At 42.6% G+C, this 16,304-nt stretch carries 14 protein-coding genes; 1 reads left to right on the forward strand and 13 read right to left on the reverse strand.

The window, feature by feature from the left end:
* Positions 1 to 13 precede the first annotated feature (13 nt).
* The 9 genes from OCV70_RS10315 to OCV70_RS10355 form a co-directional block, all read right to left on the reverse strand.
* Positions 14 to 3,247 (reverse strand): AAA family ATPase, encoded by a 3,234-nt coding sequence (locus OCV70_RS10315; protein ID WP_173768511.1) that lies wholly within the window; start codon positions 3,245 to 3,247, stop codon positions 14 to 16.
* Positions 3,244 to 4,395: an exonuclease SbcCD subunit D gene (locus tag OCV70_RS10320; protein ID WP_173768509.1), complete on the reverse strand. Its 1,152-nt coding sequence runs from the start codon at positions 4,393 to 4,395 to the stop codon at positions 3,244 to 3,246. The genes OCV70_RS10315 and OCV70_RS10320 overlap by 4 nt, the downstream gene beginning before the upstream one ends.
* 69 nt (positions 4,396 to 4,464) lie before the next feature.
* Positions 4,465 to 5,385: a DUF4186 domain-containing protein gene (locus OCV70_RS20315; RefSeq protein WP_330385716.1), complete on the reverse strand. Its 921-nt coding sequence runs from the start codon at positions 5,383 to 5,385 to the stop codon at positions 4,465 to 4,467.
* A 21-nt stretch (positions 5,386 to 5,406) separates the two neighbouring features.
* The gene (locus OCV70_RS10330; protein ID WP_173768507.1) at positions 5,407 to 5,871 is read right to left on the reverse strand and encodes a hypothetical protein; all 465 of its coding nucleotides are present in this window, start codon (positions 5,869 to 5,871) and stop codon (positions 5,407 to 5,409) included.
* Positions 5,872 to 6,333 carry a DUF3990 domain-containing protein gene (locus tag OCV70_RS10335; RefSeq protein ID WP_173768505.1) on the reverse strand — a complete coding sequence of 154 codons (462 nt, stop codon included), beginning with the start codon at positions 6,331 to 6,333 and terminating at the stop codon, positions 5,872 to 5,874.
* Between the two features lie 193 nt (positions 6,334 to 6,526).
* Entirely contained in the window at positions 6,527 to 7,690 is a 1,164-nt protein-coding gene (locus OCV70_RS10340; protein ID WP_173768621.1) for an RNA-guided endonuclease InsQ/TnpB family protein, read from the reverse strand.
* The gene (locus tag OCV70_RS10345; RefSeq protein ID WP_195588310.1) at positions 7,620 to 8,276 is read right to left on the reverse strand and encodes an IS607 family transposase; all 657 of its coding nucleotides are present in this window, start codon (positions 8,274 to 8,276) and stop codon (positions 7,620 to 7,622) included. The genes OCV70_RS10340 and OCV70_RS10345 overlap by 71 nt, the downstream gene beginning before the upstream one ends.
* Before the next feature lie 623 nt (positions 8,277 to 8,899).
* The gene (locus tag OCV70_RS10350) at positions 8,900 to 9,109 is read right to left on the reverse strand and encodes a hypothetical protein (protein WP_117852847.1); all 210 of its coding nucleotides are present in this window, start codon (positions 9,107 to 9,109) and stop codon (positions 8,900 to 8,902) included.
* A 299-nt stretch (positions 9,110 to 9,408) separates the two neighbouring features.
* Positions 9,409 to 11,091 carry a phospho-sugar mutase gene (locus tag OCV70_RS10355; RefSeq protein ID WP_195588308.1) on the reverse strand — a complete coding sequence of 561 codons (1,683 nt, stop codon included), beginning with the start codon at positions 11,089 to 11,091 and terminating at the stop codon, positions 9,409 to 9,411.
* 305 nt (positions 11,092 to 11,396) lie between these two features.
* Between OCV70_RS10355 and thrH the strand changes: the two genes are divergently transcribed.
* Positions 11,397 to 12,002, forward strand: coding sequence for a bifunctional phosphoserine phosphatase/homoserine phosphotransferase ThrH (thrH, locus tag OCV70_RS10360; RefSeq protein WP_195588309.1), 606 nt, complete (start codon positions 11,397 to 11,399; stop codon positions 12,000 to 12,002).
* Positions 12,003 to 12,088: 86 nt separating this feature from the next.
* On the opposite strand, the gene OCV70_RS10365 is transcribed toward thrH, so the two are convergent.
* The 4 genes from OCV70_RS10365 to OCV70_RS10380 form a co-directional block, all read right to left on the reverse strand.
* Positions 12,089 to 13,087 (reverse strand): LacI family DNA-binding transcriptional regulator, encoded by a 999-nt coding sequence (locus OCV70_RS10365; RefSeq protein WP_117852839.1) that lies wholly within the window; start codon positions 13,085 to 13,087, stop codon positions 12,089 to 12,091.
* Between the two features lie 139 nt (positions 13,088 to 13,226).
* Positions 13,227 to 13,628, reverse strand: coding sequence for a D-ribose pyranase (rbsD, locus tag OCV70_RS10370; RefSeq protein WP_117852837.1), 402 nt, complete (start codon positions 13,626 to 13,628; stop codon positions 13,227 to 13,229).
* Positions 13,629 to 13,696: 68 nt separating this feature from the next.
* Positions 13,697 to 14,743, reverse strand: coding sequence for an ABC transporter permease (locus OCV70_RS10375; RefSeq protein ID WP_117852834.1), 1,047 nt, complete (start codon positions 14,741 to 14,743; stop codon positions 13,697 to 13,699).
* Positions 14,744 to 14,762: 19 nt separating this feature from the next.
* On the reverse strand, positions 14,763 to 16,301 hold the full coding sequence (locus tag OCV70_RS10380) for a sugar ABC transporter ATP-binding protein (protein WP_021925123.1): 1,539 nt from the start codon (positions 16,299 to 16,301) through the stop codon (positions 14,763 to 14,765).
* Positions 16,302 to 16,304: the final 3 nt, after the last annotated feature.

Below are 16,304 nucleotides of genomic sequence, written 5' to 3' on the forward strand. Positions count from 1 at the left end.
TTTCAGCAGTTCTCTAACTAATCTGCCACCTTACATGACTTCCCTTCTCGTCCTTCGTAACGATTAGCTGGTCTTCAATTTCCTGTTTCAATTCCGTTACATGGGAAATAATACCGATCAGTTTGCTGCCGCCAGCAAGTTCCTGAAGAACCTTTACGGCCTGCTCTCTGGAATGCTCATCTAATGAACCAAAGCCTTCATCTACAAACATTACATCTAAATTAATAGATGCAGAGCTTTCCTGAATCTGGTCTGCCATTCCAAGAGCAAGGGACAATGCAGCCATAAAGGACTCTCCACCGGAAAGAGTACGGACCTCCCGCTCCTTTCCGGTTACATTGGAATATACCATAAGATCCAACCCACGGTTTTTACCTTTGCCGGCATTGGCTGCATCTACCATGCGAAGCTCAAACTGTCCCGCAGACATATCTGAAAAGCGGCGATTGGCTGCATATAATATTTTCTCCAGATAATATCTCTGCACAAAGGTTTCCAGATCCATTCTGTTACCGGACATATTTCCAGACAGCAATTTATACAAAGTTTCCAGCTTGGCATGCTTCTCAATAATCTTGCCTCGCTTCTCCATCTGCGGAGTAAGAATACTGCAGGCATCCTGATCTGCTTTATATTGTTCTTTATATGAATCCAGTTTTTCCTGTGCCAATCTACGTTTTACTTCCGCTTCCTCCATCTGAGCCTTCGCAAGCTCCGGATCTGGTTTCGTTCTTCCGTCAATTGCCTTGCTGGCAGAATCTTTCACTGTCTGCGCCGCAATTTTTTTCTGTTTCCAGGTGTCGGTTTCTTTCTGCAGTTGGTCTGCCATCTGGCGGGAATATTCCTCTGTTAAAGGCTTCCATTCACTCTCTGTCATATCTTTGGCATGCAGCAATTCTGTATAAGAAGCCAGTCTCTCCTGCAAAGCTTTCTGTAATCCAGGCAGTTCATCCATGTAGCGCTGAATCAGGCTGATGCAGTTCACAAAGGCTTCGGAAGCTGTGGATGATTTCTTCTGTGCATCTTCTGCAGCCCTGGCAGCTTCTTTCCATTTCGCCTTGGATTTATCAAATTCCTGCATAGCAGCTTCTTCCGACGGATATTCCAGTGAACTGCTAAGCTGTTTCAGCACATCCTGACTACTCTTTGCAGCAGCGATTGCTTCTGTCAGTTTCTGGTTGGTTTCCTCAACAGTGAGTTTTCCCCGTTTTTTCGTTTCTTCTACGTGACTAAGCTGATTCTGGAGCTTCAGCAAAGTGTTCTGATCTTTTTGAAACTGTGTATACTGTTTTTGCAATGCAAGCTTTCTGGTTTCCAACTGCTGTTTTATGAACTCCAAAGGCGACCGGTCTATTATCTCGGAAATTCCAGCGGCATTCTGCACATTTTCTTCAGCAGCATCTTTGAAAAGCTCCTGCATTCCTCCGCACAGCTTCTCCAGTTTATCCTGGTATCCCTTTTCTTTCTCTATGGCAAGGTCTGCTGCCGCACGGGCTTCTCCTGCAATCTGTTCCTGCTGGCTGCGCAGCCGGGAGGCTTCCTTCTCTGCCAGATCTAACTGCTCTCTGGTAAGGTCGGCATGGGATTCCGATGTGGCACAAGGATGTGGATGCTCCAAAGCTCCGCATACCGGACATGGTTTGCCTGGCTGAAGTTCTCTGGCAAGGAAGCCTGCCTGCTCATCCAGAAAAATTCGTCTCATGGATTCATATTTCTGGTTCTGGCTTTCATAAAGCGCACGGATTTTAATATAGGATTTCTTCGCTTTTTCAGACTCTTTCTTCTGCTTTTCGGTCATTTGAAGCTGCTTTTCTGCATCTTCCAGATCTGCAAAGAGAGCTTCAAGCTCCTGGTTCAGCCCTTTCCAAAGGGCTATTTTCTCTCCAGTATCTGCAAGTGTCTCCGCCTGGGTGCGCCACTCTTCTTCCTTTTTCTCCAGGCTGTCCAAATCTTCACGTGCTTTCTGTGCAGCTGTTTCCGCTGCCTGACGCGTTTCCTGGCTCTCTCTGGCTATAGCCTGCGCTTCGCTAATCCGCTTGCGAAGCTTCATTTCCTTATTTACCCGCTCATATATGGTGGTATAAACTTCTTTCTCTCCTTCAGCAAGTTCCTGCACTTTAGATGCTTCTTCTGCTGTAAGCTTCGCCTGGTTTTCCAGTTGTGGGCTGCGTTCCTGCTGCTCTTTCAAGGCATTTTCATGATTTCGCAGATTTCCAAAGGCGTCCTGACAGCGCAGGTACTCTGCTTGAATCTCATATGCAGTTCGTATGTGCTCAGAAAGAAGCATCTTCTCCTTTATCTGTGCTTCTACGTCTTCGCATGCTTTTAACTCAAAAAGTGCCTCTTCAAGCTGGTTATATAAGCCCTGCAGCTGACTGGCACTGGTATAGGCATCCCTCTTTTCATCCCGAAGCTTAGAAAGAGTATCCAGATCTTTCTGTGCCTCTTGTATACGAGTCCTCAATGTACTGCATAGCTCTGTCAACTGAGTGAGAAACTGGTCCATCACTACAATCTCACCGTTCTGAATCTGCTTTTTCAGTGCTTCCATTTCTTCCCATTTCTCATATTCCTGGGAAATTACCACATGAGCAGTCTCAGTCTGACAGGCAGTCTTAATCTGGGCAATGTCTTTTTCTAATGATCGTTTGCGGTTCATCAGCTCATCTACAATATTCTGATACAGCTCTGTATTAAAAAGCTTACGGAAAATCACCTTCTTATCGTCAGATTTGGCGCGAAGAAGCTCCATAAACTCCCCTTGCGCAATCATAGCTACCTGCATAAACTGGCCTTTATTAAGACCAAGGATTTCGCCAAGCTTGCTGTCCGCTTCTTTCTGCGGATATTCAGTTCCATCTGGCATGATCAAGCTGACAGAGCCTGTCACTTCACGGCTTCCGGTGTTTTTCCCGGCACCTCTTGTAAGACGCTTCAAATGCCTTGGGACACGACGAACTGTATAAAGCTGACGAGTCTCTCCTGTACCTTCAGAAAAAACAAGTTCTACAAAAGGCTCTACATTTAGTTCTACGTATTGACTCTGAAGCACAACACCGTCTTTCTTATTGGTGCTGGAGCTTGCCTCGCCGTAAAGCGCAAATACAATAGCATCAAATATAGTGGTTTTGCCTGCGCCAGTGTCTCCTGTTACCAGAAATAGGTTCTGGTCTGGCTCGCTAAAATCAATCTTGGTCAGATTTCCGTAGGAACCAAATGCCTGCATGGTAAGCTTCACAGGTCTCATTTCGTCACCCCCTGTACAGTATTGATGATGTCCTGAAGAATCTCTTTCTCCTCCTCGTCTGCGTCATTCAGGAACTGACAGCAGAGTTCAAAAGGATTTAAGGTTTTCTCTACAGCCGCATGTCTGGTATAGTCTGCCTGCCGTACCGTTTCCCGGCGTATTTCCAGAAGTCCCGGGAATGCCAGACGCAGACGGTCCTGCATATCGATTACATCCAGGTCTACTTTATCCGTAAGAATAACTGTTACATAATCCCTACAGGTCTGTGCCAGAACCTCCTCAAGGTCACCACGAATCACTCTGATCTGCCGCAATGGCACAAGTGGCAAAATCTCTGTAGTAATCTGATTTTTTTGTTTTATGTCAACCATTATAATTCCTTTGCTCTGTCCTGCTTCGCTGACAGAGCATGCAAGGGGCGTACCGCAATAACGGTAAAATTCGCTTCCTACTTTCATTGGTTTGTGAATATGTCCCAGGGCTGCATAATCAAATTTCTTCAGGATATCAGCGGATACCTGGTCAATATTTCCGATAGTACGAATCTCAGAATCCATTCGTTCTACCTCTTCTGCATTTTCGCCAGAGGGAAGATAGAACTGATGGCTGACCAGAATATTCCTCTGAGTTTCATCAATTTCCTCACGATCAATCAGACGATGAATGGTCTCATTATATGATAGATTATTTCCATTCTCATCAGTTCCTACGATCAACTTCACCATAGAAGGTTTCACAAAAGGAAGAAGATAAAAATTCACAGATCCATATTCATCCTGAAATACTACTTTCTCAATATGGTCTTCTTCGGTCTGCGGAGGCATTCCGATCATGTGGATGCGCTGGTGGGTCAGCACGCTGCGGAAGCAATTGACGCGGGGTGCACTGTCGTGATTGCCGCTGATCATCATAACAACTGATTCCGGTACTGCTGTGCGCAGATTTCCAATAAAATGATCAAATACCTCTACCGCTTCAGCAGACGGAACAGCTTTGTCGTAAATATCACCTGCAATCAAAATTGCGTCCGGCTTTTCCTCCTTCGCTTTCTGGATAATCTGGTTCAAAATATATTCCTGATCTTCTCTGAGATCTCGATTAATTAATTTCAGTCCAATGTGTAAATCGGATAGATGAAAAATTTTCATGGGCAATTCCTCTGTTTAATATTTGATGATAAAATAGTGGGTAAGCATGCTCTATCAAACGAAATATTCCTACTTACCGGTATTTTCTTTTTCAATCCAGGTCATAAGTACATCTACCACATAGTCCTGTTGGTTCTGAGTAAGCTGTACGCCCTGGGGAATTCGGTGCCATTTGTACAGGCAACCGCGGCAACAGCAGCCTGTGGCATGCTGCGCCAGAAATATCGGATGTCCACGCATGGGAGTCTGCTTGCCATCGTTTGGAATCTGGGCAGGTGCCAGCCTCGTACGCACAAAATCCCTGGCGTGACTGCGGATGGTATCCATCCCTTTCTCCTGAATGTACTGCCTGTCCTTCTCTTTCAGATGAAAGCGGCTTCGGAAATTGGAACGGGCCAGCCGTTGGAACAAATCGGAAAAGCGGCCTTGCTGCAGGTATTTCTCATATTCGGAAAGAAGCTCTGCTATTTTTAGGTTCAGGTCTGTGCGGTTGTAGCTCTCATCTTCCAGGCGGAAGTAGAAATCTATATCAGCCTTTGTTGCATGATTTCCGATACGGCTTCTGTCAGAGGCACTGGAATTTCCTGCATATTTACTTCGATAGATTCCTTTCTCTTCTGCATCATCGGATTTCACCAGAAGCTTCACCTGAGCGGCGTGGCGTTTTAAAAGAGGAATGATGCAAAAATATAGATGCTCATCTTCCATGCGGAGATATCCCAGTATCTGTCGTTCCTTGTTCATAAGCTGAATCTGATTGCCGTGGAATGCTCTTGGGTAAAGATATTCTCCTGGCTGCAGGTTGGCAATCCGTGTGCTCTCCACTGTCTGAGGCGGTGCAGCCAGAAACGCCTTAAAGTGGTAAATTCTCTGCCCTTTCCCATCGGTGCTTTCCGGTTTCACAAGAGAATTATGATATTTCCGTTTTATCTCCCGTTCATCATCATCCTGATTAATTCCGAGAAGTTCCTTCGCCTGCTGTAAGTTCATTGCATGCCTTTCTATTGACCGTTATAGCATTTTATTTTCCATATAGCATTCATATATATAGGATGGATTTTCGTAATAGACACTGCTGTTATAATCATCTATTTTCGAACTGATAAAAGAATTGTATACTTTCATTAATGCTTCTACGACATCCACCTTTTCTGTTTCCGCAACCTGTTTTATTAATCTTTTGTACACCTTTCCTATATCCCAATGGGATGGAATGGAATATGTGCACATTCCTACATTATCAAAGGTTCCATTTTTAATATTCGCATCTTCTATATAATCTGTACTCACACGATCGATATTATCGCTGTGATAAATATCCGCCAGATCATAGATTTTTCTGATTCGATTTACACCTAATGTATTTACAACATCGGCCCTTGTATTTTTGGTTTTTCTTGCAATATAATCAATAAGGCTGCACGTATAGAACAAATCATTATCTTCTCGGCTTTCCCTTCCCAGTTGTCCTGCCATTTATTTTACCTCCTCATAGTCTCGATATTGCAGGCACTTTAAAGCTTTCTGCGTGCAAAAATTAATCTGATATGTGGGATACTTAAACTTCGCCATAACCCAAAACTGCTCGCTTGTAATTGTCCCTTCCATATAGTCAGATATGTAATTATATATCTGATCATCGGCCATTGCACCTATTACTATATCAAAATCATGCGGGATTCCACTTCTGCATGCTATAATAAAATTAAGCCATTCATTTGTCATGTCTTTAAATTCCTTGATTTTCAAAGTTGGCCTTAACCGAACCTCATATATAGATACAACTTTGGTATCATATCTTCTTGCCCACCTCTGCGCCTGTTCTTTAATTACAGTACAGTAAAATCCGGTTCCAAAATCCTTTATATTGCGACCTTTACGAATTTCAGGCTGTTTTACAGCCATATATCCGCCATGGTATACCGTCATTAAAGCCATCTCTACCTGCCACTCAAAATGTGATTAAATATGCTCACATCGAGATAATGTAAGTTCTCACGAACATTACTTACTATTTCATCGTGTATGCTTTGGATTGACCGAAATCATATCTACTCGCAAGTTCTTGTACACTCCATAGTCGTAAATTCCCGAAAATAGCCTTCGGTACATACTTACGTTTGCGTTTTAGTTATGCAGCTTCGTAAGTTATCGCATCTCTCAAATTAAGTGCAGCATTGAAATCTCTGTCTTCGACATAACCGCAACTGCATTTAAATATTCTATCTGAAAGCTTTAAATCTTTTTTGACAGCGCCACAGCAGTGACAGGTTTTAGATGATGGATACCATCTGTCTACTACTCGAAGTTCGATTCCATTTTCATTGCATTTAGCTTGAAGCTTTGTTCTAAATTCATAAAACTTCTGTGAAGCAACAGCTTTTGAAAGATGTCTGTTTTTCATCATACCTTTTACATTCAAATCTTCAATTGTAATATAAGATGGTTTGGTTTTTACTATCTCTGCGATTGTTTTATTGATGTAATCAGTACGAATATTATCTATTCTATGATGAAGTTTCTGTACCTTAAGCCTTTGTTTTTGTATATTTGTTTTTTGAGTGGACTCTCCTTTCTTTAAATTTTCATACTTTCGAGAAAGACTTCTCTGTTCTCGAATAAGCTGTTTTTCAAGTTTCTTTAATCTTGCAGATTTGTTAATGTTCTTATAAGTTTTACCATTAGAAACAATGGCAAAATCCTTTAATCCAAGGTCAATGCCAATTCCTGCATTGGAATTATTGGCTATCTTGTTATTTAAAATTTCTACAAGAACAGAAACATAGTATCTGTCAGCTTTCATTGAGACCGTGCCGCTTTTAATCACATATCCGTCTTTAGTTGTTGGAATATATCCTTTTTCTTTGATGCGGACCCAGCCAAGTGACGGAATATTGATTCTGTGCCTTTCGCAACGACAATCTTTTGGATTATTCTTTACAAAATACATCTTTACATCAGATTTGCCTTTCTTTTTGAAATTAGGAAAAGCGCTCTCGTGATTAAAAAATCTTGCAAAAGCAGTTTGTCCGTTATTTACTGCCTGTGTTACTGCTTTTGAATAAACTTCCTTAATCCACGAATACTCTGGATGCTCAGAAAGATATTCATGGTTAAGCCAGACTCTAAACTTGTTACTACTCATAAACTTTTCACCGTTGTCGTAAAGTTCTTTGTTATGAGCAAGATAGAAATTATAAATGAATCTACAAGTTCCTATCGTCTTATGAATCTTGACTTTCTGTTCCTCTGACGGGTTTATTTCCGTCTTGAAGCTCTTTAGCAATTTCCACATCCCTTTCTATTTGTTTTTTATACTTACGAAGTCCGTACAACCTGCAGGAGAACATATGGAGTATTGAAACAATATCCTGCACGAGTTCTTCTTGTGGTGATAGTTCTTCATTGTTCACTACCACGATGGTCGTATTGAACTTCGTACAGAATTTTTCAAACCAGCCGTAACCAAATCTGATAAATCTATCTTTGTGAGTTACGATTATAGTTTTGATTTTTTGTTCCATCACTTCATCTAATAATTCGTTCCACTTTTTACGATTGTAATTAAGACCGCTTCCATAATCTTCAATACACTGGTCTACAATAATACCTTTGGCATTACAAAACTGTCGTAAAAATGTAACCTGGTTTTGTAAATCATCTTTTTGATTTCTTGTAGATACCCTGGCATAAATAACTACCTGACGTTTGTCATCTTCAGTATTTATTCCTTTGAATTGTAGATATTGGTCATAAGTGTAATAACGTCTATCAGTTGGAGTCCGGTTTGCCTTTAGAGTTCCTTCTCTATCCCAACGCTGTAATGTTTTTACAGATACACCTAACAGTTCAGCAAAATCTTTTGGCTTGTAATTTGTGATATTTGATGTGTTCATAATAATTTACTCCTTTGAGTATATTTAAACACATTTAATCACATTAGTCAATAAATCCGATTACTTAGGATACTCTCCTGTTACAAATTATATTTTTAATTTCAAGGGTGTATACTGTCCTTTAAATCCAATAATTTTACGGGCTCTTTTGGGACCCATTTTTAACTTTTAGTATACACGATTTCTCTGGGAAGGGCTATAGATTTCAAATATAAACAGTTGTTGTATTTTCCTTAAGTTTATTTCTCAATGAGTGGGTTATATTGGATTTTGTTATAAATATGGCTGGGAAATAAGTTCCCAGCCAGTTTTTCTGATGTGTTTTGTTATAGATTTTAGCGGATGTGTTCTGCAGGGGATACTGTCTTATCTGGAGTATTTCTTACAGGGTCTTTGGTTGTTAAAATTCTTTCGTAGTTTGAAATTCTTTAGTGCTTTTGGTTTCTTTGGTACTTTAATTTTCTTTCGTACTTCTATCTCTTGTCTTTTGTTGATGTATCTATACTAACATATCTGTCGCATTTTGTCATCTGGCAAATCGCACATATTTTCGATTTTATTTTCGTGTATTTTTATTTTTATAAATATATATAAAAAATCCCACGTAATTACGCCAGCACCAGCACTGCGATTCCGATGACTACAAGCAGCGGCAGGGCTATGTACATCAGGCCAGCCAGTACAAGTCCGATCAGAACTACTGGAAGAAAGATCAGGCGAAAAAAGATCTTCGTAATTCCCCATGTGGCACGGAATGCAAGTCCAATCAGTTTACCGAATACGCCAAACATCAAAAATATAAATAATAACGTCCACATTCATCAGTCACCTCGTTTTCTTTTCGGGAATTATACTATATGTTTTTCCCTTTATTGTAATTAACGAATTACAAAATAAAATCTCTTCACATTATGCAAATAAATAAAGTTATCAGCGCAAAGAATCCCCCTTGCGCTGCTATACGCAAGAGGGATTCCAGAGTCATTTACTAAACTATAGTAAAGCGGACATTCGCAATCCGCTTCGCTACTTGCTCATGAACGCAGTCGCCTCGCGATCTGCGTTCAAGCTATGTTTCTTCTGAACCAAATGCCTTAGAACTTGTTTGAAAACGGTTTTAAGCCATCATCGGCTCAAGTGCCTTAGCCAGTTTCTCTTTTTCAGCTTCTGCCTCTGCAAGGTCTTTGCCAAGAGTTGTATAGTAGATCTTGATCTTCGGCTCTGTTCCGGATGGACGAACTACAACAGTCTCGTTATTCTCCAATTTGTAGATCAGAACATTTGCTGCCGGAAGACCTGTCTCTTCAGGTTTCTTGTAATCAGTAACCTTTACTACCTTGTAGCCTGCAATCTCTGCCGGCGGATTGTCACGGAATTTCTGCATGATTCCTGCCATGGTATCCATTCCGCTAAGGCCTGGGAATTCGAAGCTGTCTACCTTGTTCAGGTAACGGCCGTACTGCGCATAGATTTCCTCAAGTCTCTGCTTCAGGGAGCTTCCAATGCTTCTGTAATATGCAGCCATCTCGCAAATCAGCATGGATCCGATGATCGCATCTTTATCACGTACATATGGTCCTGCAAGGTATCCGTAACTCTCCTCAAATCCGAAGATGAAACGGTCAACTTCGCCAGCTGCTTCTAACTGTGCGATCTGGTCACCGATCCACTTGAATCCGGTAAGTACGCTTCTAAGCTCTACGCCGTAGTGCTCAGCAACTGCATCTGCCAGAGGTGTGGATACAATGGATTTCACTGCAACCGGGTTCTTCGGCATTGTACCCTTCTCAATGCGTCCTGCTGCAATATAGTCAAGAAGAAGAACTCCCACTTCATTTCCGCTTACCAGCTCATAGGAGCCATCCGGGCATTTCATAGCAATACCAACACGGTCTGCGTCCGGGTCAGTTGCAAGCATAAGATCTGCACCTGTCTCCTTAGCAAGCTTCAGGCCCTGCTCCAGAGCTGCGAAAATCTCCGGGTTCGGGTAGCTGCATGTGGTAAAGTATCCGTTCGGGTATTCCTGATCCGGAACGATTGTCACATCTGTGATTCCGATATCCTTGAGGATCTGGGTTACCGGTACAAGTCCGGAACCGTTCAGCGGGCTGTAAACCAGCTTCAGGCCAGCGGTCTTGCAAAGGCCTGGACGAACCTGACGGGACTCGATCGCATCATACAGAGCACGTTTACAGTCATCTCCCACAAAGCGGATCAGGCCTTCCTCAACGCCTTCTGCAAAGGACATGTATTTGGCACCAGTCAGTACGTCTGTCTTCTGGATCTCATCATAAACGATGGCTGCTGCGTCATCTGTCATCTGGCAGCCATCCGGGCCGTAAGCCTTATATCCGTTATATTTAGCAGGGTTATGAGAAGCTGTAACCATGATTCCTGCATTACACTCATAGTAGCGTGTTGCAAAGGAAAGAGCCGGAACAGGCATTAATGCGTCATAAATTCTGACCTTGATTCCGTTGGCAGCCAGCACGCCTGCAGCTGTCTTGGCAAATACATCACTCTTCAGACGGCTGTCATAGCTGATGGCTACGGTCTGTGTGCCGCCCTGTGTCTTTACCCAGTTCGCAAGGCCCTGTGTAGCCTGACGTACTACATAGATATTCATGCGGTTGGTACCTGCGCCAAGAACACCGCGAAGTCCTGCTGTACCAAATTTCAGGGAAACAGCAAAGCGCTCCTTGATCTCCTCATCATTTCCTTCAATCTTAGATAATTCTGGTTTCAGATCTGCATCTTCGAAATCTGCCGCCATCCAGCGTTTGTACTCTTCGTTATACATTTTAACCACTCCTGCCATTGTTATTCTGTTTATTTTGTCTATTATTACTACAGATACTAATAATATACCACATTTTTCTCAATACGGCAATACAACCGAGAAATTTCGACCAGACAATTTTTCTCTATTTTTCCCTGATTTCCAAACATTTTCCCTCCATTCTAATTTAGGTCTGGCACTCCTTACATTTTTACGCTATAATAGGATAATGTGTGAAAGCAAACATAATAACTGACTTCACACGATTCCATTTATTTAAATTGAAAATAGCGACGGCAGCATATGGCCGCAGAATGGAGGAAATTATGGAAATTGTTTGCTTAGATTTAGAGGGCGTACTGGTGCCGGAGATTTGGATCGCCTTTGCCGAGGCTACGGGGATTCCGGAGCTGAAGAGAACGACTCGCGATGAGCCGGATTATGATAAATTAATGAAATATCGTCTGAATATCCTGAAGGAACACGGACTTGGACTGAAGGAGATCCAGGAAACCATTGCCAAAATTGATCCGATTCCGGGTGCAAAGGAATTTCTGGATAAGCTGCGTGCGCAGACCCAGGTTATCATCCTCAGCGATACCTTCTCCCAGTTTGCAGGTCCTCTTATGAAAAAGCTGGGCTACCCGACCATCTTCTGCAACTCCCTGGTTGTAGGGGAAAACGGCGAGATCACTGACTTTAAGATGCGCTGTGAGAAGTCCAAATACACCACAGTCAAAGCACTGCAGTCTATCGGCTATGACACCATTGCCAGCGGAGACAGCCACAATGACCTTGGCATGATCCAGGCAAGCAAGGCCGGATTCCTCTTTAAGAGCACCGATGCAATTAAAGCCGAGTATCCAGAAATCCCCGCTTATGAAACTTATGACGAGCTTTACGACGCAATTATGAACGCAATTCGCGCCTAAGCCAGAAACTTAATAAGTCCTGATTTCTGAGAAATCAGGACTTTATTAGATTTAATTTCTACCAATGCATCATTTTTGAAGCATCCTTATATTTTTTTCACACTCTCCCGCTCAATAAACTGCGTACACATCTGCATCTTAAGTTTGATTCCGTCATTGTCCTTGAGCATATCCCGCAGCCTTCTTACAACCGCTCTGCCCATCTCCTGCTTCGGTACGCGCAGAGTGGTCAGCGGTGGATAGGAAATAGAGGAAAAAGTCAGATCATCAAATCCTACAATAGAAACATCCTCCGGAATCCGGATTCCGAATTCCGCCATAGCCTTCATAGCACCCAAAGCAATCATGTCATTATCTGAAAAAAATGCAGTAGGCAGCTTCGCCTTCTTAGACAGATACTGCTTCATATCCTCATATGCACCGTCAATAGTAGTTGACATGGTAAAAACATAGTCCTTATTTAAATGCAGCCCTGCTTTCTGCAATGCGGTCTGATAACCTGCCGAACGAGAACGGAAAGGTTTAATCCTGAATTTTCCCTGAAGATACCCAATTTCTTTATGTCCGTTTGCAATCAGGTACTCCGTTGCCATACGGGCTGAATCCGCATTATTAATGAGCATGGCATCAAAGCTCATATCCTCTTTCCAGTAATCAATCACAATAAACGGACAGGTCATGCCCCGGATCAGATTAATATCCGAATCCACCATCTCTGTCCCCAGAAGAATCACAGCGGACGCCTTATCGTTCATAATCCATTTCGCCTGTTCCTGATACCCGGGATCCCGCTTGTCCAGATTGCATAGCTGCATCTCCATGCCACAGGCACGGCATTCCTGCTCCACTCCGGAAATCAGCTGAATAAAAAATGGAGAGTCCTCTACCACAGAGCCGTCACGCTTAAACATCACAAATTTTACCTTGCGGATATGATTTTCCTCAAAATAGCCCAGATCCTGTGCCACTTTGAAAATTTTCGCAGATGTCTCTGCATTCACGCCTTTTTTATAATTTAATGCATTTGATACCGTCGCTGGAGAAAATCCGGTGATCTCACTGATTTTCTTCACACTTACTTTCATATTCAAGTCCTCCTCTGTGAGTAAATATCCGCATACACATCTTTTCCTGGCCCCCTGAAAATTTTTCGCCGATTCAAACAAAAAGACGCTGCAAAACTAGGTTCTACCTGTCTTTCGCAGCGTCTTCTCTGATCATGCTTTATGCCGGGAAAGCAACTCCCGCTCTTAAAATTATGTTCGGATAAGGTGTAAACTCACCTGTACGGATCGCAAATTTGCACTGCGCGGACATCTTTTTCAGGTCTACGTGGTCAATTCTGCTCTCCTCAGCCTCAGGAAGGTTCTGCTGAATATATGCAAGAAGCTCCGGATTTTTTTCCTCGATCTCATTTGCAATGGTGTAGGCTTCCACTTCTGTTTCTGCCAGCACAGCATCCATTACCTGTTTAAAGGTAGGAACCCCTCCGCATACAACCAGATCCACGATCTCCACGCCTTTCGGAATCGGCATTCCCGCATCACCGATCATGAACAGATCTTTGTGTCCAAGCTCCGCGATGCAGCGAATCAGCTGGGCATTTAAAATCCCTGATTTCTTCACGTTTCTTCCTCCTGCTTCTTCATTTTACTATAAATCTTTTTGTAAATTTTTGCAATATTTCCAAATGTTTATTTATTCTCATTTCTTGCCTGAAGCGCCATCTTCGCCTGGAGATTTCTCTGTGTCTGATCAATTACAACTGCAAGAATGATAACCAGACCACGGATAACCTTCTGCCAGAACTCAGATACACCACACATTGTCATACCATCGTTGATAACACCGATAACGAATGCACCAACTACAGTTCCGATAATGGTTCCGGATCCACCACTCATGGAGGTTCCGCCAAGTACGGTAGCTGCGATTGCGTTCATTTCCCAGCCATCACCGGATGCAGGATGTGCTGCTGAAAGCTGTGCTGTGTTAATCATACCAACCCAGGCTGCGCAAAAGCCAGAAATCATATAAACAATGATCTTGATCTTGTCCGCTTTAATGCCGGAAAGACGTGCAGATTTCTCATTGCCGCCGACTGCAAGTACATACCAGCCAAATGGAAGCTTCTTCAGAATGATAACAGAAATAACTGCAAGCACTGCGAAAATGTAAACACCAGTAGGAATACCTGCAATGTTGCTTCCAAGAATCTTAAAGCCTGTATTTCCAAGTCCGTCATAGCCTTTGATGTCGGAGAAGGTTGCACCGTTGGAGCGAAGGTTTGCAAAACCACGGCAGATATACATAGTACCAAGTGTAGCAATAAACGGTGCTACACCTAATTTTGTTACAATGAGTCCGTTAACTGCTCCAATCAGACAGCCAACAATCAACATGGCAATTACAATTACCGGTACACTGAAATAAAGTGTTACACCTGCAAATTTCAGAGTGATACCTTCCTGAATCATTCCTCCTGCAAGCATTCCAACCAAGCCAACTACAGAACCTACGGAAAGGTCAATACCGCCGGTAATAATTACAAATGTCATACCAAGTGCCAGGATTCCATACAGAGCCACATGTTTTGCAACCATGGTCAGTGTAGATGCTGACAGAAATGTAGTTCCTTTTACAATGGTAAAAAAGATGACCAGAAGTACCAATACAATAAAGGTACGTCCTTTTAACAGGGTCATTAATAACTGATTATTATTTGATTTTTTGTTATTCATTATTCTGCTCCTCCCCGGTTTACGCATTTCTTCCGGTTCCAAGTCCGGCATAAGATGTACGTACAAGTGTGTCTTCTGTAATCTCATCTCCGGTCAGCTCGCCGGTCTTTTTACCATTGGACAATACACAGATTCGATCTGCGATTGCCATGATTTCTTTTAGCTCAGATGAGATAACAATAATAGAAAGTCCTTTTTCCGCAAGTTCATGAATGATCTCAAAGACCTCTGTCTTCGCACCAATATCGATACCACGGGAAGGCTCATCCAGAAGCAGGATCTTCGGCTTAGTCAAAAGGCCCTTACCGATAACAACCTTCTGCTGGTTTCCACCGGACAGAGACAAAATAGGAAGTCTCTTATCCGCCACTTTAATATGGATATCCCTGATCTGTTCGTCAACTGCCGCATTCTCTGCTTTTTCATCAAGAAACAGACCTTTTACATAATCCTTCAGAGAAGAAATAGATGTATTCTTGCCAATATCAAGAGTCTGAATCAGTCCCTGGCTCTGTCTGTCCTCCGGAACAAGCGCAAAACCATTTTGAATCTGAGTCGCAACATCCTTGATTTTCAGCTTTTTACCTTCATAAAATACATCTCCGGTATGCTCCGGGTGAAGCCCCATAAGGCATTCAAATAATTCACTTCGTCCGGCTCCCAAAAGTCCGTAAATACCAAGAACTTCACCTTTTTTCAGGTCAAGGCTCACATGGTCAAGTGTCCAGCCGCCGCCTTTTTTCGGAAGGCACAGATTTTTAATCTCCAGCATCTTAGGCTGCTTGGAAAGATCAATGCTTCGTTCAAATCGGTGGTACTGTGTATTCTTTCCTACCATATTCTCTACGATCCAGCTAAGCTCAATATCTTTAACTGCTGCATCTGCAACGTATTTTCCATCCCGGAGTATGGTAACATGATCGCCGATTTCCATAATTTCTTCCAGACGATGAGAAATATATACAATAGAAATCCCAGCCTCCAGAAGCTCTCTCATGATTTTGAAAAGAACTTTAACCTCTGCTGCTGAAAGAGACGATGTAGGCTCGTCCATGATCAGTACCCGCAGATCGTCCTGATTCAGATTACGTGCAATCTCTACCATCTGCTGCTGGCCTACACGAAGATCTCCAACCATTGTATCCGGCGGAATCTCATGCTCCAGACGTTTCAGGATCTTTTTGGCACCCTCTGAATGAGCTTTGTCATCCAGGAAAATCCCCTTCTTTTTCTCATGTCCCATAAAAATGTTCTGATACACTGTCATATTCGGGAAAAGAGAAAGCTCCTGATGAATAATTCCAATTCCCTTGGCTCGGGCAGCATTGGTATCCTTAAAATAAACTTCTTTTCCATCCATGTACATTTTTCCGGAAGACGGCTGCTCAATTCCGGCGATCATTTTCATCAGGGTAGATTTTCCTGCGCCATTTTCTCCGATCAAAACATTTACCTGACCTTTTAAAAGATCAAAGGAAACCTGATCAAGGGCTTTGGTTCCCGGATAAATTTTATCAATTTTTTCACAATGGAGAACAACATTCGGATCATCAAACATAAT

This window comes from Blautia acetigignens (assembly GCF_025566865.1).
Taxonomy (GTDB): domain Bacteria; phylum Bacillota; class Clostridia; order Lachnospirales; family Lachnospiraceae; genus Blautia_A; species Blautia_A acetigignens.